At 46.6% G+C, this 22,269-nt stretch carries 14 protein-coding genes and 1 tRNA gene; 11 read left to right on the forward strand and 4 right to left on the reverse strand.

What is annotated here, in order from left to right; genetic code table 11:
- Nucleotides 1–88: 88 nt before the first annotated feature.
- The gene (locus ACO1NU_RS06585) at nucleotides 89–1,048 is read right to left on the reverse strand and encodes a manganese catalase family protein (RefSeq protein ID WP_448817677.1); all 960 of its coding nucleotides are present in this window, start codon (nucleotides 1,046–1,048) and stop codon (nucleotides 89–91) included.
- A 290-nt stretch (nucleotides 1,049–1,338) separates the two neighbouring features.
- On the opposite strand from ACO1NU_RS06585, the gene ACO1NU_RS06590 reads away from it, so the two are divergent.
- The 3 genes from ACO1NU_RS06590 to aspA all read left to right on the forward strand — a co-directional run bounded on the left by ACO1NU_RS06590 (nucleotide 1,339) and on the right by aspA (nucleotide 6,086).
- Nucleotides 1,339–3,183 carry a carbon starvation CstA family protein gene (locus ACO1NU_RS06590; protein ID WP_448817678.1) on the forward strand — a complete coding sequence of 615 codons (1,845 nt, stop codon included), beginning with the start codon at nucleotides 1,339–1,341 and terminating at the stop codon, nucleotides 3,181–3,183.
- A gap of 104 nt (nucleotides 3,184–3,287) precedes the next feature.
- The gene (locus tag ACO1NU_RS06595; RefSeq protein ID WP_448817679.1) at nucleotides 3,288–4,622 is read left to right on the forward strand and encodes an anaerobic C4-dicarboxylate transporter family protein; all 1,335 of its coding nucleotides are present in this window, start codon (nucleotides 3,288–3,290) and stop codon (nucleotides 4,620–4,622) included.
- 51 nt (nucleotides 4,623–4,673) lie between these two features.
- Entirely contained in the window at nucleotides 4,674–6,086 is a 1,413-nt protein-coding gene (aspA, locus tag ACO1NU_RS06600) for an aspartate ammonia-lyase (RefSeq protein WP_448817680.1), read from the forward strand.
- A 46-nt stretch (nucleotides 6,087–6,132) separates the two neighbouring features.
- Here the strand turns inward: aspA and ACO1NU_RS06605 are convergent, their stop codons facing one another.
- Nucleotides 6,133–6,747 (reverse strand): MarR family winged helix-turn-helix transcriptional regulator, encoded by a 615-nt coding sequence (locus tag ACO1NU_RS06605; protein WP_448817681.1) that lies wholly within the window; start codon nucleotides 6,745–6,747, stop codon nucleotides 6,133–6,135.
- Between the two features lie 145 nt (nucleotides 6,748–6,892).
- On the opposite strand from ACO1NU_RS06605, the gene ACO1NU_RS06610 reads away from it, so the two are divergent.
- Nucleotides 6,893–7,849 (forward strand): fasciclin domain-containing protein, encoded by a 957-nt coding sequence (locus ACO1NU_RS06610; protein WP_448817682.1) that lies wholly within the window; start codon nucleotides 6,893–6,895, stop codon nucleotides 7,847–7,849.
- Nucleotides 7,850–8,074: 225 nt separating this feature from the next.
- On the opposite strand, the gene ACO1NU_RS06615 is transcribed toward ACO1NU_RS06610, so the two are convergent.
- Nucleotides 8,075–8,148, reverse strand: a tRNA-Met gene (locus ACO1NU_RS06615).
- Between the two features lie 148 nt (nucleotides 8,149–8,296).
- On the opposite strand from ACO1NU_RS06615, the gene ACO1NU_RS06620 reads away from it, so the two are divergent.
- The 3 genes from ACO1NU_RS06620 to ACO1NU_RS06630 all read left to right on the forward strand — a co-directional run bounded on the left by ACO1NU_RS06620 (nucleotide 8,297) and on the right by ACO1NU_RS06630 (nucleotide 11,428).
- Nucleotides 8,297–8,677 carry an START-like domain-containing protein gene (locus ACO1NU_RS06620; RefSeq protein WP_448817683.1) on the forward strand — a complete coding sequence of 127 codons (381 nt, stop codon included), beginning with the start codon at nucleotides 8,297–8,299 and terminating at the stop codon, nucleotides 8,675–8,677.
- 25 nt (nucleotides 8,678–8,702) lie between these two features.
- Complete coding sequence (locus ACO1NU_RS06625; RefSeq protein ID WP_448817684.1) at nucleotides 8,703–10,136, forward strand: LptF/LptG family permease; 1,434 nt, start codon at nucleotides 8,703–8,705, stop codon at nucleotides 10,134–10,136.
- Nucleotides 10,137–10,210: 74 nt separating this feature from the next.
- A complete protein-coding gene (locus tag ACO1NU_RS06630; protein ID WP_448817685.1) occupies nucleotides 10,211–11,428 on the forward strand; it encodes a bifunctional 3,4-dihydroxy-2-butanone-4-phosphate synthase/GTP cyclohydrolase II in 1,218 nt (405 codons plus the stop codon).
- Here ACO1NU_RS06630 and ACO1NU_RS06635 read toward each other — a convergent pair whose 3' ends face one another.
- Complete coding sequence (locus tag ACO1NU_RS06635; RefSeq protein ID WP_448817686.1) at nucleotides 11,429–15,832, reverse strand: translocation/assembly module TamB domain-containing protein; 4,404 nt, start codon at nucleotides 15,830–15,832, stop codon at nucleotides 11,429–11,431.
- 96 nt (nucleotides 15,833–15,928) lie between these two features.
- Between ACO1NU_RS06635 and tsaD the strand changes: the two genes are divergently transcribed.
- From tsaD to dnaE, 4 genes are all read left to right on the forward strand, one after another.
- A complete protein-coding gene (gene tsaD / locus ACO1NU_RS06640) occupies nucleotides 15,929–16,930 on the forward strand; it encodes a tRNA (adenosine(37)-N6)-threonylcarbamoyltransferase complex transferase subunit TsaD (protein WP_448817687.1) in 1,002 nt (333 codons plus the stop codon).
- Nucleotides 16,931–16,940: 10 nt separating this feature from the next.
- Nucleotides 16,941–17,117 (forward strand): hypothetical protein, encoded by a 177-nt coding sequence (locus ACO1NU_RS06645; protein ID WP_448817688.1) that lies wholly within the window; start codon nucleotides 16,941–16,943, stop codon nucleotides 17,115–17,117.
- Between the two features lie 29 nt (nucleotides 17,118–17,146).
- Nucleotides 17,147–18,622 (forward strand): 1-hydroxycarotenoid 3,4-desaturase CrtD, encoded by a 1,476-nt coding sequence (gene crtD / locus ACO1NU_RS06650; RefSeq protein ID WP_448817689.1) that lies wholly within the window; start codon nucleotides 17,147–17,149, stop codon nucleotides 18,620–18,622.
- A gap of 66 nt (nucleotides 18,623–18,688) precedes the next feature.
- Nucleotides 18,689–22,261 carry a DNA polymerase III subunit alpha gene (gene dnaE, locus ACO1NU_RS06655; RefSeq protein ID WP_448817690.1) on the forward strand — a complete coding sequence of 1,191 codons (3,573 nt, stop codon included), beginning with the start codon at nucleotides 18,689–18,691 and terminating at the stop codon, nucleotides 22,259–22,261.
- Nucleotides 22,262–22,269 lie beyond the last annotated feature (8 nt).

A 22,269-nucleotide genomic window follows, 5' to 3' on the forward strand; every position in this document is an offset into this window, starting at 1 on the left:
ACCGTCTGGGATGTGTAAGAGATTGTATTGTGCATAAAAAAGCCTTGTTGTGCAAACAACAAGGCTTTTTTATGGTCAGAAGCGGCGATTACTCTCCACGTTTGGAAGGATCCGATCCAGCTTTCCTGGTCATATCTTTAACTGTCTTCTCTTTGAACTCGCTCAATGCGTCAGCTAATGCCTGCATTTCAGGATCCAGACCTGGAGCAAATTCTTCAGGGCGTTCCGGTGCAATCGGGTTCGGATAAGACTCTCTTGGTTCCTTTAATGTCACCAGTTCGGTTCCGTCATCGATAGGGGATTTACCGCTGAATATTTTTTCCATCTGTGAGCTATCCAGGCGGAAATGATACTGTTCGCGGTGGATACCCGCATCCATCAGTTTCTTTACTTCCGGGAATTTGGAAGCATCGAACTTCGGTACAGGGAGTGCTTTATTCCAGTCTACACCAAGCGTCTCGAGGGCTTTGGCAAAGGCCATCTGGTGAGCTTCATCACGCGCAATCAGGAAGGAGATGGTTGCTCTCAATGTTTTGTTTTCAGACATCTGGTAGATACGGCATTTTTGAAGTCTGCCGGTTGCTTCCAGTACCAGGTTGTCCATCAAGTCGAGCACCAGGTTTCCGTGATTATGCACATATGAACCGCTCCATGGGTTTCCTGCCGCATCGACGGGCAGTGCTCCCTGGGCACCCATGATAAAGTGATGTGGGTTTTGAGCTTCCTTACCCACTTCCATAGTGGCTTTTCCACCTTTACCCGGTGTATCGAATTTCTTTCCGTGGTATTCAGGAGCACCATCCAGTAGTCTTGAAATAGTCTTTGTGATAAGTTCCACGTGGCTGATTTCTTCAAGACCGATTCCCTGAATCAAGTCGAGGTAAGGAATGCCGTCGCCGCGGAAGTTGAAACTTTGAAAGAGAAACTGCATCATGGTGCGCATTTCTCCAAATTGTCCGCCCAGACCCTCTTGTAATGCGTTTGCTGCTGACGGATCTGGTTGATCATCCACTATGGGATTGATCAAGTTTTGAACGTGGTAGAACATAGTTTTTCAAATTTTAGATGTAATCAATAAGCAAATTCGGGAGGGGTTTTGTTTGGACTGTCCGCTGAATTTAAGGGGAAGACTTTGTGACGAATACGGCGACCTGCGATTGCAACCCACTGAAGCGGTTTTCTTTCTCTCATGCAATGCCGAAAAATTTATGGTCTTGCATTTTTATTTTCATGTCGCCAGGGTTTTGCTCCCCCATATAGCGTTTAAATTCTTTTTTAAAATATTTAAAAAGTATGCTCGAAATTTATAATATTTACTAACTATAAACTAATCACATTATGATAGACAGTCTGAACGGCGTCAATGCGCTCACCCTGGTTTTTGTTGCTTTACTGATTTTTGCAATCGCTTACAGATTCTACGGGATCTTTATGGCCAACAAGCTATTGAGATTAAATGCGCAGAATGTGACGCCAGCAATTGAGTTTGCCGACGGCAAGGACTATGTAGCTACGAACAGGAACGTGCTGTTCGGTCACCATTTTGCAGCTATCGCTGCTGCGGGACCTCTGGTAGGTCCGGTATTGGCAGCGCAGTTCGGCTATTTGCCTGGGGCGCTTTGGATATTGATCGGCTGTGTTCTAGCCGGGGGAGTTCATGATATGGTGGTGCTTTTTGCATCAGTAAGACATAAAGGAGAAAGCTTAGCGACGATAGCCGGGAAAGAGATAGGCAAGGGAACCGGATTGATCGCGGGAATCGCGATCCTGTTTATTCTGATACTTACACTGGCGGGACTGTCGCTTGCCTGTATCAGTGCCATGCACGAAGCATCCTGGTCGTTGTTTACTGTTATTGCAACGATGCCGATTGCGATCATTATGGGTCTGATTATGCGTTACCGGAAGAACAGCGTGACCTTAGCGAGCATCATCGGAGGCGTTTTGCTGATTGCCGGGATCGTAGGGGGGCACGAGCTCATGCAGATCAAGGAAATCAGCAACCTGTTTCACTGGCGGATAGAAACCATCTCTATAGCCATCACGGTATATGGATTTCTGGCTTCCGTTCTACCCGTTTGGTTACTTCTGGTTCCACGTGATTATTTGTCGACTTACCTGAAGATCGGAACGATCCTGATGCTGACGATCGGTGTTATCTTTATTCATCCTACATTAGAAATGCCCGCGCTCACCCAGTTTATTCACGGTGGCGGTCCTGTGATCGGCGGTCCTGTTCTGCCCTTTATATTCATTGTTATTGCCTGCGGTGCTATATCCGGTTTTCATGCGATAATAGCCACCGGAACTACACCTAAGATGCTAACCAATGAAAGAGAAATCCTTTTTGTAGGATACGGTGCGATGCTTGTGGAAGGTTTTGTGGCGTTAATGGCTTTGATTGCAGCCTGTACCTTAATGCCCGGCGACTATTTCGCTATTAATACCCCAAAGGATATGTATGACGCCTTCCTGGCACAGAATCCAGGTTTGGCCGCAGTAGATTTGAATCATTTCAGTGAAAAGATCGGGGTGGATCTTCATGGTCGGACCGGGGGAGCGGTTTCCCTGGCTGTGGGCATGGCGCATATCTTCAATAAGATTCCGTTCATGGACGACGTGATGGCTTACTGGTATAATTTCGCGATCATGTTTGAAGCGGTGTTTATCCTGACAGCGATTGATGCCGGAACGCGTGTGGGTCGCTTCTTCCTGCAGGAAATGCTGGGCAGCGTGATGCCGAAGTTCAACGATAAGAACTGGATGCCGGGCATCATCATCAGCAGTTTGTTGTTCACTTTTTCCTGGGGATATCTCGTATACACAGGTAACGTGAGTAGCATCTGGCCTTTGTTTGGTATAAGCAATCAGCTGCTGGCGGCTTGCGGACTGATTGTCTGTACCACCATGCTCATCCGAATGAACCGCAAGAAGTATGCGCTTTGTGCAGCTATACCAGGTGTGTTTATGGCTTTGATTACCTTCTGGGCAGGTTATGAACAAGTTGTTAACATCTATATCCCTAAAGAACAGTACTTGCTGGCCTTCCTCGCCATGGTTGCCATGGTGCTGATGTTTATTGTGTTTATCAACACATTCAGAAGATGGTATCAGCTGTCGCAGATCAAGGAGGAGAAAATCGACTACTACGGTGACAAAGTAAAGGAGCTGGTAGAAAGGTAATACCTAAGCATCATTGATCTTTTTGATGTAAGTCACTAGGATGCCGGGAGGATTGCTATACCTTTGTCGCGCCGTTTTTCTTTTGAAGATGGCGGATTAAAGATATGTTTTACTTAGAACTGCTCGTGGTCCTGGCCGCGATATTCATTGGAGCACGCATCGGGGGCATTGGGCTGGGAGTGATGGGTGCTATCGGTCTGATTATTCTGACATTTGTTTTCCATCTGGAGCCGACTTCGCCTCCTATAGATGTCATGCTGATCATTCTTGCGGTCATCTCTGCCTCTGCAGCATTACAGGCCTCGCAGGGACTCACCTATATGGTGTGCCTTGCAGAAAAATTGTTAAGGCGCCATCCTGAGCGGATCACCTTTGTTGCACCTATTGTATGTTACCTGTTTACTTTTGTTGCGGGTACCGGGCATATTGCTTATTCCATTTTACCTATCATCGCGGAGCTGTCGACAAAGACGGGAATCCGCCCTGAGCGGCCCTTAAGCATTTCCGTAATTGCTTCACAACAGGCTATTACCGCCAGTCCCATTACCGCGGCCACGGTAGCCCTTGCAGCCTTGCTCGCTCCTCAGGGGATCGAGATCATTGATATTCTGAAGATAAGCATTCCGGCTACACTGATCGGTGTAGTGGCCGGCGCGTTTGTAGTGAATAAGATCGGAAAGGAGCTGAAGCTGGACCCGGTTTTCAATGAAAAGCTGAAGGATCCGGAGTTTGTGAAAGCTTTAAGTGAAGAGTCTAAACCCATTGAATTGTCCAGTATTCCACGGTCGGCGAAGGTTTCAGTCCTGATCTTCCTTGCGGCGGTTCTGCTGATCATCCTGTTTGGTGCAGCACCGGGTTTACGCCCGGCATGGAGCGCAGCAGATGGTACCGTACGATCCATATCGATGGTCAGTGTTATCGAAATGCTGATGATGGGAGCAGCGGCGCTCATCATGGTGGTGTCGAAACTGAAAGTAGCGGCACTATCGTCAGGGAACATATTCAGAGCTGGAAATGAAGCGGTCATTGCTATTTTTGGCGTTGCCTGGATGGGGGATACTTTCATCAAGGGAAATTACGCCTTTATAGAAAGTGGCATTCAGGATATGGTGCTTGCCGCGCCCTGGACTTTTGCTACTGCCTTGTTCGTGATGTCAATCCTGCTGTTCAGTCAGGCGGCTACCGTCAGGGCCATGATGCCGCTCGGTATCGCGCTGGGGATTCCGGCAGGATTCCTTATTGCTATGTTTCCCTCCGTAAACGGCTACTTCTTTATACCAAACTATCCAACAATCATTGCGGCCATCGGCTTCGATAAGACCGGTACGACGCGGATCGGTAAATACGTGCTTAATCACAGCTTCATGCTACCGGGAATCGTGTCGACGGTACTGGCAGTCGTGGCGGGCTTCGTGCTCGTTATCCTGTTCGGCGTATAGTATATCCGGATCTACACAAACAATATTCAACCCAAACTCATATATACACAGATGAAAGCGAATTGCAGAATCGAACACGACTTCTTAGGTGAGAAAGAACTTGCCGATGACGTCTACTATGGCATCCAGACCTTGCGGGCCATTGAGAATTTTCATATTACCGGAATCCCTATATCAAAAGAACCCCTGTTAATACAAGCACTCGGATATGTGAAGAAGGCAGCTGCCCTGGCTAACCGGGACTGCGGAGTGCTTGAGCCTAAGCTGGCAGAAGCTATCAGTTATGCCAGCGATAAGCTGATCAATTTTGAATATGTGGATCAGTTTCCAAGTGACATGATCCAGGGAGGTGCAGGTACATCTGTGAACATGAACGCCAATGAAGTGATCGCCAATCTCGGATTAGAGTACCTCGGATATAAGAAGGGGCAATACGAATATCTGCACCCGAATAACCACGTCAACTTCTCACAGAGTACCAATGACGCGTATCCGACAGCGTTCAGAATCGCCTTGTATAACAAGATCAGTCGGTTTACGGCTGCGCTGGAAGTGCTGCGACTTTCTTTTCAGAAGAAGAGCAAGGAGTTTGAGCATGTGCTGAAGATGGGAAGGACGCAGTTGCAGGATGCGGTGCCGATGACCCTGGGTGCCGAGTTTCATGGTTTCGCCACCACGATGAAGGAAGATATCCTGCGGGTGAAAGAGGCGCAGAACCTAATCACTGAAATTAATATGGGCGCTACAGCCATTGGTACGGCGATCAACGCGCCGGAAGGCTATCCGGCAATCGTAACCGAACATCTGCGGGAGATTACAGGAATTCCTTTGTCGCTCTCTGAGGATCTGATCGAGGCGACATCCGATACGGGCGCTTACGTTCAGCTTTCCGGGACATTAAAGCGTTGTGCAGTGAAGATCTCGAAGATCTGCAACGACCTTCGCCTGCTCTCTTCAGGACCACGTGCCGGATTGAATGAGATCAATCTTCCTAAGCTGCAGCCAGGTTCTTCTATCATGCCGGGTAAGGTAAATCCGGTCATTCCGGAAGTGGTGAACCAGACCGCCTATTATGTGATCGGAGCAGATATGACCATTACGATGGCAGCCGAAGCGGGACAGCTACAGCTTAACGTGATGGAACCGGTGATTGCGTTCAGTTTGTTTACGATGCTGACCTATATGGAGAATGCCTGCTATACCCTGCAATCGAAGTGCGTAGACGGAATTACCGCCAATGTAGAAGTTTGCCGGGCAGGTGTAATGAACAGCATTGGTATTGTGACTTCTCTGAATCCTATTCTGGGATACGAAACCTGTGCCGCCATTGCGAAAGAAGCCCTTGCAGAAGGTACTTCGGTGCATGACCTGGTGGTGATCAAGTATAAGTACATCACCCAGGAAAAATGGGACGAGGTGTATTCATTTGAAAATATGATTCACCCGGTGTTTATCAATAACTAAAGAGAAAGGCTGCCCCTGAAGGCAGCCTTTCTTGTTTTATAGTCGATTATGCTTCTCTCTTCATCCTGAGTTCATGGAAAGTCTCCAGCTTGGTGAGCAGCCGGATCAGATCCATTTTCTCGGGGTAAGACAGCGGTTCAGTCACGTTGCGCGTTGCAGCACGGATGTTATCCATGCTTTCGTTCAGGAGCTCCGAGCCCTTTGGGGTAATGTGGATGATTTTGTTTCGTTTATCGCTCTCGTCCTCTCTCTGCTCTACAAGTCCGCTGCTGATTAGCCTGTTGATGATCTGTATTCCCGCGGACTTCTCATGGACGTTCAACCTGATCAAAGCAGTCTTGGTCATGCTCCCGAAAGAAGAAAGGGTGATGAGATAGATAAATTCATCGGGGGTAGAAAAAGAAGTATTCGCTATCGCGTTCTTAGCCTGCAGTTTTGCGTACCTGTATAAGTGAACCAGAGAAGTGTTAATCACACTATCTGCGGATCGACCTTTTGCTTTCCCTTCCCACTCCGGTTCAGGCATGGTATAGCTTCCGTTTTTTTGAAGATGTTCCTGTAGCCAATGTCCGAATAAGTGAACATCCTGGCCAGCATCGGAGGACTCTTTTTCGTACACTTTAACCAAAGTGACCAGCTCTGTAATCAAGTCATAATACATACGAGATCATTGTTTATACATCAAAAATACACTATTTAGTGTAAATATGTACTATATTCTGCGTTGTTGTTGCGGTATTTAGTGTAATAATATACCAAAGGCGTGGATTTTGTTGTTCATGTAAGTACAAAAAAATACTAACATTATGAGAAGCTTAAATTTCAACTTATTTAAAAAATCAACTCTGATTCTGGCGGCAGCTTCAACTTTACTGTTCAGCGCATGCAGTAAAGATGATGATGACGAGATGATGGGGAGCCAGACCATTACACAGGTGGTCATGAATAATAATGATTTTTCCCTGTTAGAAACCGCCCTTGTACAGGCAGGATTAACCGGTGTTTTGGAAGGTAACGGACCGTTCACCGTATTTGCACCAAATAACGCAGCGTTTGCGGCAGCGGGGCTGGATACAGAAGCAAAGATTAAGGCTGTGCCGGTAGAAACACTGAAGAAGATTTTGCTTTACCACGTTGTTGGTCAGCGCGTACCAGCTTCTGCAATTGCTAATGCTAGCAACAGTCCCGTTAAAACAGCAGCAGATATGGATATTTTCGTGACCAAGAATTCGTCAGGCGTGTTTGTAAACGGTGCTGCAGTGACCCAGGCGGATGTTATGGCAAGCAATGGAGTGATCCACGTCATCAATACGGTTTTGATGCCTGCGACAGGTAATATTGTAGCAGTTGCTCAGGCGAACCCTAACTTCAGCTTTTTAGTTGCTGCAGTTTTAAGAGCAAGTCAGGGAAGCACCAATGTGGCTCAGGTATTATCAGGTACAGGTCCGCTGACCGTATTTGCTCCAACTAACCAGGCCTTCATGAATGCAGGCTTCGCCAGCGTTGCAGCGATTCAGGCAGCAGACCCTGCAGTATTAACCAGCATCCTGACTTACCACGTTATCGGAGCACGCGTATTCTCCAGCGATCTTGTTGAAGGATCTAAGCCTGCTACTGTGAACGGAGCTACTGTAGGTATCACACTTGCAGGTGGAGCGAAAGTTAATGGAAATAAGAATTCAACAGCTTCTGTTATCTCCCCGGCGAACATGGTAACTACCAATGGGGTGATTCATGTGATTGACCAGGTATTAATGCCTTAGTTTACAGTTTGATTAAGTAGTAGTAGAGTAACTGTTCTGCCGCAAGGCGGGGCAGTTATTTTTGTTTTAAGATAGCAGAGTTTCGCGTTTTGCTTATCAAATAGAGATGTAATTATGGGTGCCCTACGTATATGAGAGCATCATGAAAGAAGAAGAGGTAGCGGGCTGTATGAAGACAGAGGAAGTGCTTAGAAACAACAAAAGCCGCTTTTTAGCGGCTTTTAGTAGCGGGGAGCAGGATCGAACTGCCGACCTCAGGGTTATGAATCCTGCGCTCTAACCATCTGAGCTACCCCGCCGTTTTCCTCTTTCTGATAAGCTATGGTTTTGCTTATCGCCTGTGGCATTGCTGCCCTCCGAAATTGGAGTTGCAAATATAGTTTAAAATACTTTTCTTTAGAAAATAAATCTAAAAATTGCTTGCAATTATTTGTCTGAATCGAGAAAATGTCTGAAAAAAAGAAGTTTACGTTAGAGTACGAAGTTCATTCCTCTCCAAAAATCCTGTTTTCTTTCCTAAATGAGCCCAATGGATTGGCTCAATGGTTCGCAGATGAAGTCAAATATAAGGAGCAAGTATACTCGTTTCAGTGGGATGGTGAGGAGCACAGAGCGAAGCTGACCAGCGTAAAGGAAAATAAGCTGGTGCGCTTTAAATGGCTCGATGATGAACCGCAGTGCTATTTCGAGATGGAAATTTTGCAGGATGAACTAACCAATGACGTTGCTCTCGCTATTACTGACTTTGCGCCTGATGAAGCCCTGGAGGAACGCAGGCTGATCTGGGACAACCAGATCCAGTATTTGATCAGTGTATTAGGTGCATAAGCAAACTAATCACTAATTTTGCATAGTGAAGAAAGTCTATCTGCTGATAATTAAGGCGTTTATCAAGCCCTTTATTGTTACCTTTTTCATTGTGATGTTTGTGTTGCTGATGTTATTTCTATTTAAATACATTGACGACCTCATTGGGAAAGGTTTTGAGTGGCATGTTATTGTACGTCTGCTATGGTATGCTTCTGCTACCAACGTGGCTATGGCCCTGCCTCTCGCCATGCTTCTTTCTTCGATCATGACTTTCGGAAACCTGGGTGAGAGCTATGAGCTGGTGGCGATCAAATCTATCGGCGTATCGCTTCAGAAAGCTATGCGGCCGCTCTTTGTATTGGTTACCGCTCTCAGTATATCGGCTTTTCTTTTCTCGGATTATATGCTTCCCGTGGCTAACTTAAAGATGGGATCCCTGCTATATGATGTAAGAAACCAGAAGGCCTCTTTCCTGATTGAGGAGGGAATCTTCAATAATACGATTGAAGGTTATGCCATCCGTGTTCAGGAGAAGGGGAAGGACGGACGTACGCTGAAGAACATCATGATCTATGACCAGACCGGGCCAAACGGTAATCCATCCACCACTATCGCCAAGGAGGGTGTTATGTATAAGACGAATAAGGACCGTACGCTGGTGCTGGAGCTGAAGGATGGAGTTCGTTATGAGGAGACGTCCGGCGACAAAGGTTACAATCCGAGACAGCGCTTTACGCGTTACCGCTTTAAGGCTACGGAGCAGAAATTTCCGTTGGACGATTTTCAGATGAAGCGTACCGACGAGAACCTGTTCAAGTCTAATTATGCGATGCTGAACCTTCGGCAACTAAAGATATACCGGGATTCTACGGAGATGCAGGTAGATAGCGTATCAAAAGCGGTTATGCCCTTTATTGCGCCTTCCTTCCGCCTGTTCAGCTATGTTCAGCCACCGACAAAGTCTATCACATCGGTTCCGGAGTATAAAGAGCATATTTCTGAGCTTTTTGCTGATACTGAGAAGTCCTCAGCTATAAATGGTGCTTTAAATGAAGCCAGGTCTGTCACGGAGAACCTGACCGGCAGGTCGGAGGAGTATCTGGCGATTCAGAAGACCATCCGCCGCTACATTATCGAATATAACCGCAAGTTTACGCTGTCTGTTTCCTGTTTGCTACTATTCTCTATAGGGGCTCCTCTTGGTGCTATTATCCGTAAAGGCGGTTTGGGATTGCCTGTGGTGATGTCGATCATCTTCTTCCTGATCTATCATATCATTTCGACGATCGGTGAGAAATCTGCTAGAGAAGGAACAATGAGTCCGCTAATGGGAATGTGGATTGCCATTGTGGTATTAACGCCTCTTGGTATTTTTTTGACTTACAAGTCAACCAGTGATTCGGCCTTGTTTGATGTAGAGTCTTATAAACAGGCTTTCCTTAAATTATTCAGGCGTTTTAAAAAGAAGAAAGCTTAGGTTGCAGACCTGCCCCCACAATCTTACATGTCTATTATAGTATTCTTGGCTGATTAGCGTAATTTTGTATTCAAATGGATATTAAACTGAATACAATTGAAGAAGCCATTGACGAGCTAAAGGCCGGCAAGGTGATCATTGTAGTTGACGATGAAGACAGGGAAAATGAGGGCGATTTTGTTACTACAGCCCGGAATATAACTCCTGAAATAATAAATTTCATGGCTTCGCAGGGAAGGGGACTTATCTGTGCTCCGCTTACGGAAAGCCGTTGTGACGAACTGGAACTGAACCTGATGGTGGGAACCAATACGGCACTTCATGAAACGAATTTTACCGTTTCTGTTGACCTGATCGGTAACGGTTGTACAACCGGTATTTCTGCTTCAGACCGTTCTAAAACTATTCAGGCTTTGATTGATCCGGCTACCCGGCCGGAGGATCTTGGTCGCCCGGGACACGTGTTTCCGTTACGAGCCAAAGACGGTGGAGTGCTTCGCCGGGCCGGTCATACAGAAGCAGTGGTCGACCTGGCCAGTATTGCAGGTATGGAGCCTGCAGGAGTGTTGGTGGAGATTATGAAGGAAGACGGCGAAATGGCGCGTCTGCCTGACTTGATGCTCATCGCAGAGAAGTTTAACCTGAAGATCGTCTCTATCAAGGATCTTATCAACTATCGTTTGCAGACGGAATCGCTTATCGCGAAAGAGGTCTCAGTGACCTTGCCTACTCAGTGGGGAAATTTCCAGATGGTAGCCTATACGCAGACAGATACGCAGGAACATCATCTCGCCCTTGTAAAAGGGGAGTGGAAAGAAGATGAACCGGTACTGGTGCGGGTGCACAGTTCTTGTGTTACGGGTGATATCTTCGGATCGTGCCGTTGTGATTGCGGTCCTCAGTTGCATAAAGCAATGGAGATGATTGAGGCAGAAGGTAAGGGTGCGATTATTTATATGAACCAGGAAGGCCGCGGAATTGGTCTGATCAATAAGCTACACGCCTATAATCTGCAGGAGAATGGCTTTGACACTGTTGATGCCAACCTGCAGCTGGGGTTCAAAATGGACCAGCGGGATTATGGTGTAGGTGCACAGATCCTGAGGAGTCTCGGCATTACCAAAATGCGGTTACTGTCTAACAATCCGAGTAAACGTGCTGGACTTATCGGATACGGAATTGAGATCGTGGAGAACATTCCCATTGAGATACCATCCAATAAGCACAATGAACAATATTTAAAAACCAAGCGCGACAGAATGGGTCATTCTATTCTGAACAATCCGCTTTAGCTAATATCTGGATTTCCGCTGCGACTCGCTGTTGCCTGGTAAGATGGCTGCAGATGGGCCAGTGGCTCTCTGGGGATTTGGTGAAGGGGTGGGATTAGGCAATGACCTTCTTTCATCCCTTCTTCGTTTACCGACCAATGCTCTCAGAAATTCTCTGAGGTTTTCAAAATCCTGACGGTAAACCAATCCCAGTGCACTGATGTATTCCTGATCGGGATTGAGGAAGTTCCGGTTATTTAGCCGGTTAGAGGCCCTTACGTTCAGAGATCCATCTTTTCTGAGCAAATAGAGAAGCTCAACGTCGCGTGCTACCGAGTTCCCGATTATATTCAAGTCATTTAGTTCGGTTCTTCTGTCTGTTACTCCTCCGGTAATCACCAGACGGTCTTCCAACAAGCGAAGCGAGGCACTGGCTTCATTCAAAGACCTGATATTCAGATCGACGAAATTCAGGTTCAGTGATTGCGCAAGAATGTTGTTCAGCTGGTTGAAGAACAGCTCTGTTCCGGCACTGAAGATAGTCGAGTTGACAGCCTGCACGTTCACGGATCCTGTGTTAGGGGAGAACGACCTTCTGACGATCAGACTCAAAGCCTGGGTATTCTTATTGTTGACATCGTTGAAATAGCTTTGTAACTCGTCTTTTACCTTGGTGTCAGTTGGGAAATTGATGTCGAATGATATGTCAGGTTGGGTGAGATTGCCGTTGAGGTTCATGATGGCTTCTGCCAGTACGCGGCCTTCTTCTGCTGCTCTTCCTGCTGCCAGATAAAGTGGACGTACGTCGGTACGTACGCTGTATGCGGCCTTCAGGTTGATCAGGGCATCGGCAGGATCACCCGTCCAGCGGATCGATCCTCCCTGGCTAAGGTCGAAGATCTTGTTGATGAAATCCTGTGCGGTAAACTGAAACTTACCGCTGGAAATCAGGTAATCGCCATACATTTCGAAGTCGCCCTGACTCGTGATCTTCAGGTTTAAAGTGGCGTTACCACGTCCGTTCAGCTTGCCCAAATTCGTGATGATGTTTACTTCGCTGTTCTCGTCTACAACAAGATCGAAGTTCATGGCGATACCTCTGAACATGGATGGGGTCAGCGGAGTGAAGGAGGAATCTTTTGCTACAAATGTGATATAGTCGTTGTTACTGATGGTTTCAGAGCCGTTTAAAGGAATGTTGAACACGGTGCCTTCTTCGGTCTTGGCATTGATGTCAATACTCATGTTATTGGTTGGTCCTTTGAAGCGGAAGGTTCCGGTTGCGAAGGCGGTACCATAATAAAGAGGGTTGTCTTTAGCGGTGGTATTCAGGGCCATAAACTTGTTCGCCCTGATGGAGATATCAAGAAGGGGATTCCTCAGATCTGTGAGGTTAACGGTTCCTGTTGCCGTGGCCACATTGTTATTCACATCCCTCAGCTCGAGTTCGTCCAAATTGATGACGCTGTTTTCGATTGATACCTCGTCAGTGACGCGATAAGGGGTTCTGAGGTAGTTCACCGTCATGTGAGCATCTTTTAATCCCAGCGTTCCATTAATTTTTGGATCCAGAATGTTCCCGCTTACGTTCACTTTAGCGGATACCTTTCCCTGTACATTGGAGACAAGGCTCTTGATCGCGGGGGTAAAGATGACAAGCTCATTGTCTTCCATGGTCAGATCAAGATCCAGGGTATTGACTTCTGCATTGGCATTATAGGTCCCGACCACGTTCATGGTTTCTTTGCCGTCTTTTAGGACATCAAGATTAACGTTGACGAGCTTGGTGACGTTATCCAGATCTGCCACCAGGTTCAGGTCGCCGACACGTGTGTTGTTCATTACCAGGGTGTCGATCTTCAGCTGAGCTTCTATCTTAGGCTTCTTCAGGACTGAGTTAAGGGATACGTTCCCGTTGAGCTGTCCCCCGAGGATTACTCCTGCTGCACGCGTCAGTGCATTGAAGGTTACGAGGGTGAAATTTTTAAAGTCTACGTTCAGCTTGTCTTCCGGCTGGTCGGATACAATCCCGTCGATAGTGAGTAACTGCTCATTTCGTAGTAGTTCGAAGCCCTGGATAAATATCTTTTTATCGTCAAAACGGAATTTAACCTGCTCAGGCACACGCCAGACTTCCCTGTTGATGATGAAATCAGAGGGCAGGATGCTCAACTTGGCCAGTGTATCTGTACCAAACTCAATTAATCCGTTTAAATCGAGCTGGTTGGTTGCATCCTTATCAGACAGCTTGACGTTGAGCGACAGACTGTCGTTATACAAGATGTTTGCCAGGTTTATGTTCTTGATATACAGACTGTCGGTGATGTCGATCCTGTCGGCAGTCATGAAAAGGTTGAGGGCCTTTTTGGCTGCGGACTCATCTATAATAAAGTTATTGACGCGGATTTTCTTGTATTCGATTAGTTCGCTGGAGCCGTTAAGGGCGGCGATACTATCCATGCTGTTGAAGCGTCCGTAGAAGACAGCGCCTTTGGGAATCCGGAGATCAGGCAGCATCAACATGGCCACCGGGGCAAAATCCTTTATGTTGAGATAAAAGTTGAAGTTCTGTTCTCCTACTTTCTGGATGTCGGTTTTCAGCGAAGGAATATAGCGTTTGACCACTGATTTGAAATAGGACGGAAGGGTATTCAGATCGTATTGTCCACGGATATTGGCATCGAGTATATCTGAGTTGATGGCTAGTAACCTCGAGCTGCCTATGCCTTCTGCCCGCAGGCTAATCTCATCTACAACCAGTGAGCTGTCTTTGCTGGTCAGGCGGAGCTCGTTGAGTCGCAGATCGCCTTCGATGTTGTTCAGGTTATTGCCCGCAAAAGCGGTACTGACACGAACATCCAGTTGTAGCGTGTCTTTCGTCAGGTGGAGTCTATGGAGGTTTGCGCCCGCTATAGACGCGTTGAACTTGAAGGCAGGTAACTTTGTGTTCAGGTTAATATCGCCATCAAAATTCAGCCTGATATTTCTATCATTGACATTGATGTTCCCGCGGAATAGTTTGTTGATGATGTTACCGCGCATGTCGATATTGCTATATCGGTAGCCGTTAAAATCAAAGTAGCGTGCGTCGATATTGATCTTATCACGAAGTTGGTGAAGGTCAAAGCCGCGGCCATCTATATCTGCGGTCAGGCTTGTTCTTCCCAGCGTCTTTTGTCCGAGCAAGTCTCCGAGGTTGAAGTCGACCGCCTTGATCGTTCCGGAGTATGTCGGCGTGCCATTCAGGTTCATCTGCACATCCGGCTGTAGTCTTCCCAATCCTGTCTTGAACTCACCTTTGGCCCGGAAGTTCTTTATAAGCCCGTTAAAGCTTCCCTGAAAACTTACATTTCCAAATTTTGCCGCAATGGCGGGGATCTTGCCGCTAAGCCCTGTGGTTTGTTTGATCAACTTGTCGGCATCCTTTTTATTAGTGAAGAAGCGGTCAACCCGCAAGTTAAGTACCGTGCGGTTGATATTAGGCAGTCCTTTAATCCGGAAGTTGCCTTTGATGTAAGTTGCCTGCCCTGCTGTAAGCGTGATATTCCTCGCATTGATATTGTTGACCAGTCCGCTGACCTCTCCGTTGAGGCGGACATCCAGATTCATTTTTTTAAGAGCGGAGGTGAAATAGGAAATGTCTTTAGAATGAAGTGTGCTGTTCTGAAGGGAAGCCTTAACGTACACTTTATTGATGAAATCGGAGAAGTCGCCGAAATTACGATACTTGAATAAGAGGTATTTGCCGACATCGCTTCTGTTGGTTTCCAGTCTCAGGTTAGCCAATTCCATGCTAACAGTATCTATGGTTGCATCCGTGTCGAGGTTTTTGACATAGAATCCACTTTTTTCCAGGAAGCTTAATTGCCGGACTTTCGCTTTAAAGAGGAAATTTTTAGTGTCCAGATCCGTGATGACGGCATTCATTTTCGTCAGCCCAATATCGTTGAAGTTGACCTGAGAGGTGAGTGTGCTGTCGTTGAAATTCCTGTAGCGGAATGCAGTATTGTGAATAGCGATCTTTTCGAATGTGACAGTATAGGGTCTGGACGAGGGTTTCTTCTTCTGCTTTGGCTCTCCCGAGTCAAAGTAATTGATGATAAACTGCAGGTTAGTGGTTTTGTCCTTGTATTTCTTCAGGTAGAAGGAACCACCATTAAGCTCGGCCGTTTGGATATCGACGATCCTTCGTCTGAGTGACAGGAGGTTCAGGTCAACCGCGAAGCGTGGCGCATAGAGGAGGGTGTCTTTTTCACGATCCTGTATGTATAAGCCTTCGAGTACCAGGAGCTTAAAAGGTTTGATGTAGAGGCTCTTGATATCAATTGTTGTGTGGAGCTCGCCCGAAAGATAAGCTGCTGCTCTTTTTGCTGCGTATGTCTGGACCGATTTAAATTGTAGGGCAAAAATCAGGGACGCAGCCAAAAGAATGACTGCGGATAAAATCCATAACGTTATTTTAAGTAGTTTTTTAATAATTTTGTACTTTAAATCACAACAACAATAAATTCATAATCCAGTTTGGCAACAATACTCGCTATCGAATCGTCTTGCGATGAAACCTCTGCATCTATATGTAAAGATGGTGAAATCCTATCCAATATAATTGCGACTCAGGCAGTTCATCATAAGTACGGTGGTGTCGTTCCTGAGTTGGCTTCCAGAGCGCATCAGCAGAATATCATCCCGGTGGTAGAAGATGCCGTATCGACCGCTAAAATAAACAAAAAAGACATTCAAGCCGTCGCTTTTACCAGAGGGCCCGGATTATTGGGTTCATTGCTAGTAGGTACGTCTTTCGCCAAGGGCTTTGCCCTGGCAAACAACCTGCCGCTGATTGAGGTGAATCATATGCATGCGCATATTCTGGCTCATTTCATTGACGAGCCGAAGCCTGAATTTCCTTTTTTGTGTCTGACAGTTTCGGGAGGCCATACGCAGATTGTTTTAGTGCGCGATTATTTCGACATGGAGATCGTTGGCGAAACCAACGATGACGCAGCGGGGGAGGCTTTTGATAAGACAGCTAAGATTCTGGGACTCCCTTATCCAGGCGGCCCCCTTGTAGATAAGTTAGCCAGAGAGGGGAATGCATCTGCTTTCAGTTTTCCAGAGCCTCAGATTCCGGGTTTAAACTTCAGTTTCAGTGGTCTAAAGACATCTATTCTATATTTTGTTAGAGACAGAAAGAAGGCTGATCCCGACTTTTTGACGAACAATATGGCGGATATTTGCGCCTCGGTGCAGCACAGGATCGTTACTATTCTGCTGAAGAAGGTAAAGATGGCTGCTAAACAGTATAATGTCTCGCATGTGGCAATTGCTGGTGGTGTATCTGCCAATTCAGGCTTGAGGCAGCATCTTCAGGATGTGGCTGAACAGGAGAACTGGAAGGTGTATATACCTGCCTTTCAGTATTGTACCGATAATGCGGCTATGATCGCGATTGCGGGATATTATAAATACCTTCGGGGAGATTTTACCGGACAGGATATTTCCCCATTAGCCCGTATGAATTTTTAAAAACTATCAAATGGTAACCACATCGTTGATCTTTGCGTTTCTTTTCGCTGTTCCTTTAATCGGGTTTGTCTTTTATCTTATTTGGAAAGACAAGCGCAAGCGTAAGATCGGAATCGCCGTGCTTATTGCATTATGCGTCTTCGCCATCCTGGTGGCCTACCAGGTGAATAAAGATAAAGGGATCTAAGACATTTTCTTTACATTAGAGGTCTGTTTATGACCGCTGATCATCGTGAAAAAACGGTAGTTGTTATTGGAGCTGGCATTGCTGGCATCGCTACCGCTATCAGGCTAGCCGTAAAAGGCCTGAATGTATCTGTTTACGAAGCTAATTCTTATCCGGGCGGCAAACTCACTGAGTTTGTAAGTTCGGGCTTTCGCTTTGATGCAGGTCCCAGCTTGTTTACCATGCCTCAATATGTTGATGAACTCTTTCGCCTGGCAGGGAAGCAGCCCAGTGATTATTTCCGATACAAGAAGCTCGATACAGTATGCCGGTATTTCTACGAGGACGGCACACGGCTGACTGCCTGGGCTGATCCTGAGAAGCTCGCCGATGAGATTGCGCTGAATACCAGGGACACGCGGGAATCGGTCACTCGCTTTTTGAAGAAGAGCCGTGAGATCTACGATATTACGCATCATATTTTTCTTGAGAAATCATTACACCGGCTGGGATCATATCTGAACAGGCAGACTCTGCAATCTGTACTGCGTTTCGGGCAGATAGATGCATTCAGAACGATGAACCAGGCGAATGCAAGTCATTTTCATGATAGTAAAACCCGTCGTTTCTTTAACCGCTATGCCACGTACAATGGTTCGAACCCTTACCAGGCGCCAGCAACGCTGAATATCATACCCCATTTGGAGCAGCACTTTGGCGCATACTTCCCCGAGGGCGGCATGCATGCCATTACCAGTGCGCTTGTAAGGCTGGCTGAAGAGTTAGGTGTTGAATTTCATTATCAATCGCGGGTAGATGAGATACTTTACAATCATGGCGAGGTGAAAGGTGTCAGAGTCAATGAAGCGATGATTCCTGCATCCTCGGTTATTTCGAACATGGATGTCTGGTTTACCTACCGGAAGCTGTTGAAGGGGATTCAGCTCCCGGAGAGGATATTGAACCAGGAGCGCAGCAGTTCAGCATTGATTTTTTACTGGGGCATAAAGGGTACATTCAAAGAGCTGGATCTTCATAATATATTTTTCAGTGAAGATTACGAAAAGGAGTTTAGTGCCATCTGGAAGAAGAAGAGTATCGATATTGATCCAACGATATACCTGAATATCAGTTCCAAGTTTCGGGAAGAAGACGCTCCCAAGGGATCAGAAAACTGGTTTGTGATGATCAATGTTCCTGCAAACGAAGGGCAGGACTGGGATAGCCTTATCGCGGAAGCGAGGATGAACATTATCAAAAAGCTGAGCCGCATGTTGAAGCGTGATATTGCCCCATTGATTGCGGTAGAAGAGATTCTCGATCCCAGACAAATAGAGTCGCGAACATCATCTTATCAGGGATCGCTTTATGGCACCAGTTCCAACGGGCGGTTTGCTGCTTTTCTCCGGCATCCGAATTTTATTCGTGCTATCAAAGGTCTGTATTTTGCGGGAGGGAGTGTACATCCGGGGGGCGGAATTCCTCTCGCCCTGCTATCTGCAAAAATTATCGACGATAATTTTTAGGAACTCGCGTGATTCGGGGCTTGAAATTTTTAGTAATTTCGGGTTTCTCAAATAGAACGATCAGCGATGCCGGAATTTTCTCATTTACACGTACATACACAATTTTCATTGCTCGACGGAGCAGCAGATATTTCTAAATTATATAAGAAAGCTGCTGCTGATGGGATGAAAGCTTTAGCTATAACCGACCATGGAAACATGTTCGGCGTGTTTAAGTTCGTTGCGGAAGCCGGTAAGCATAATGTAAAGCCTATTGTTGGTTGTGAATTCTATGTGGTGGAGGACCGCCACAAGAAACAATTTACCAAGGAGAATAAGGATGTTCGTTTTCATCAGCTTTTTCTGGCTAAAAATGCACAGGGATACAAGAACCTGACAAAGCTTTGTTCTTTGGGATATATGGAGGGGCTGTACAGTAAATGGCCACGTATAGACAAAGAGCTGATCCTTCAATATCATGAAGGATTGATCGCCACCAGTTGTTGTATCGGCGCGTCAATTCCTCAGGCTATTTTAAAAAAGGGAGAGGAAGAGGCGGAGAAGGAGCTGAAATGGTGGCTTGACCTCTTCGGAGATGATTTTTATATCGAACTGCAGCGACACGATATTCCGGAACAGCTCATTATCAATGAGACCCTGCTGAAGTTTGCCAAAAAACATAATATCAAAGTGATCTGCTCAAATGATTCGCATTATGTGGATCAGCAGGACGCAAATGCTCACGATATTCTACTGTGTGTAAATACAGGAGACATGCAGAAGACGCCGATCGCCACGGACGATGAAGGCGGAAAGGGCTATCGTTTCGGGTTTCCGAACGATCAGTTCTATTTCAAGACCCAGGCGGAGATGGGCAAGCTGTTCCATGATATTCCGGAGTCTCTTGATAACACGAACGAGATTGTTGACAAGATCGATCACCTGAAGCTGAAGCGTGATATTATGCTTCCTAACTTCCCTATACCCCCTGAATTTAAGATCCATGCGGATGATGTCATGAACCAGTGGGAGTTCCTGCGGGATATGACGATGAGAGGTGCTAGGGAGCGATACAAGGAAATTACGCCTGAAGTGCAGGAGCGTTTGGATTTTGAATTAAATACGATCCGGATCATGGGTTTTGCCGGATACTTTCTGATCGTATCCGATTTCATCAAAGCCGGCAGAGACCTGGGTGTTTTCATCGGCCCCGGCCGTGGATCTGCAGCGGGCTCAGTAGTAGCCTATTGTACGGGGATCACGAATATTGACCCCATCAAGTACAATCTCCTGTTTGAGCGTTTTCTTAATCCAGACCGTAAGTCGATGCCCGATATTGATACGGACTTCGATGATGAAGGCCGGCAGAAGGTAATTGATTACGTTGTAGATAAATATGGAAAAAATCAGGTAGCCCAGATCATTACTTATGGTTCGATGGCTGCCAGGACCAGTATCCAGGATGTAGCGCGGGTGCTGGACGTGCCACTTTCGGACGTTGCTGCCATGAAGAAGCTGGTGCCGGATACGCTGGGTATTACGTTGAAAGAAGCGTTTTCGCAGGTGCCTGAGCTTGACGCCATACTGAAGGGCAATGATCTTCGTGCGCAGGTACTGCGCGAGGCGGAAAAACTGGAGGGTTCTATCCGGAACACGGGTATTCATGCCGCGGGTATCATCATCGCCCCTGAAGATCTGACGAATATTATCCCGGTGGCGATCATGAAAGATTCGCCCTTGCTGGTTACCCAATTCGACGGAAGGGTGATCGAGGATGCCGGCGTTATCAAAATGGACTTTCTGGGTCTGAAAACGCTTACCATCATTAAGGATGCGCTGCGACTAATCAAGCAGAACTATAACGTCTCGATCGATATTGACTATATTCCTCTGGACGACCAGGCAACTCTGGAGCTCTATCAGCGCGGCGACACAAACGGTACCTTCCAGTTTGAAAGTGACGGTATGCAGATGTATCTGCGGGAGCTCAAACCAGACAAGTTTGAAGACCTCATTGCGATGAATGCGCTCTACCGTCCCGGTCCTATTGAATACATTCCCAATTTTATTGCCCGTAAGCATGGGCGAGAGCAGGTAAGCTATGACCTGCCCGACATGGAGGAATACCTTGCGGATACCTATGGTATCACCGTCTATCAGGAGCAGGTGATGTTGCTTTCGCAGAAGCTGGCTGACTTTACCAAGGGAGATGCCGACGTGCTGCGAAAGGCGATGGGAAAGAAAGACCGGAAGACGCTGGATAAGCTGAAGCCGCAGTTTGTGGAGAATGCGAAGAAAAAGGGGCATGATCAGAAGCAGCTGGAAAAGATATGGACCGACTGGGAGGCCTTTGCTTCCTATGCGTTTAACAAGTCGCATTCTACCTGCTATGCGTTTGTTGCTTACCAGACTGCCTACCTGAAAGCGCACTATCCGTCGGAATACATGGCGGCGGTTTTGAATAACCAGAACAATATTGAGAAGATCTCCTTGTTCATGGAGGAGTGTCGAAGGATGGGACTTGCCGTACTCGGTCCGGATATCAACGAGTCTAACCTGAGCTTCGGTGTGAATAAGAAGAAGGAGATCCGCTTCGGAATGTCGGGAATCAAAGGGGTAGGTGATAAAGCAGTAGAAAGTATCATTGAAGAGCGCGATAAGAACGGGCCGTATCTCAGTATCTATGATTTCGCGAAACGAATCAACTCCAGGACGGTAAATAAGCGTGTATATGAGAACCTGGTGTACAGCGGGGCATTCGATTGCTTCGGCTTTAGCCGGGCTCAGTTCTTCTTTAAGCCTGAAGGAAGCTCATACAATGGTATTGAGCGACTGATTAAATACAATGCAGATTATCAGAACAGTCTGAATACCTCTCAGGCTTCGTTGTTCGGTGGAACCTCAGATGCCAATATTGCTGAACCCGTGATGGCTGAATGTCAGGAATGGGGACTGATTGAGAAGCTGAAGTATGAGAAGGATATGATAGGTATTTACCTTACTGGTCACCCTCTTGATAACTACAAGCTGGAGATGGACCATTTCTGCAGCCATCAGGTCAAACACCTTAACCTGATCATCAAGGCGAGGAGCGGCGAGATGAACGAAGTAGACACAGAAGAGTTCAATAAGATTAAAAATCGGGAGATCTGTATCGGCGGACTGGTATCCAACGCTCAGCACCGGTATACTAAAAATGGTAAGCCTTTCGGTTCGATGATGCTGGAGGATTACAGTGAATCGGCGGAGATTGTGCTTTTCGGAGAGGAATATGTTAAGCAGAAGATGTTTTTTAGCGACGGTTACTTTCTTCAGGTAAAAGGTACTGTGTCTGAGCGTTTCAGGCAAAAGGACAACTGGGAATTCAAGATAACGCAAATATCGCTTTTGTCGGATCTGCGCGATAAGATGTCTAAATGTCTCACGATTCAATTGCCCCTGCACGAACTGTCATCCAGTTTTATTGAACAGATGGATGAGCTGCTGCATCTGAACATCGAAAGTAATCCGAGCCGGAATTGTTTATTGAAGTTCGCGATTTATGATGCGGAAGAGCAGGCTATATCTGTAGAGATGCCTTCCAAGAACTTCCGGATATTCCCGAGCAATGAATTCCTGGATGCACTCGCGGAACGGAAGATTGCGTACCGACTCAACTGATAAAACAT

The organism is Arcticibacter sp., from assembly GCF_053551015.1.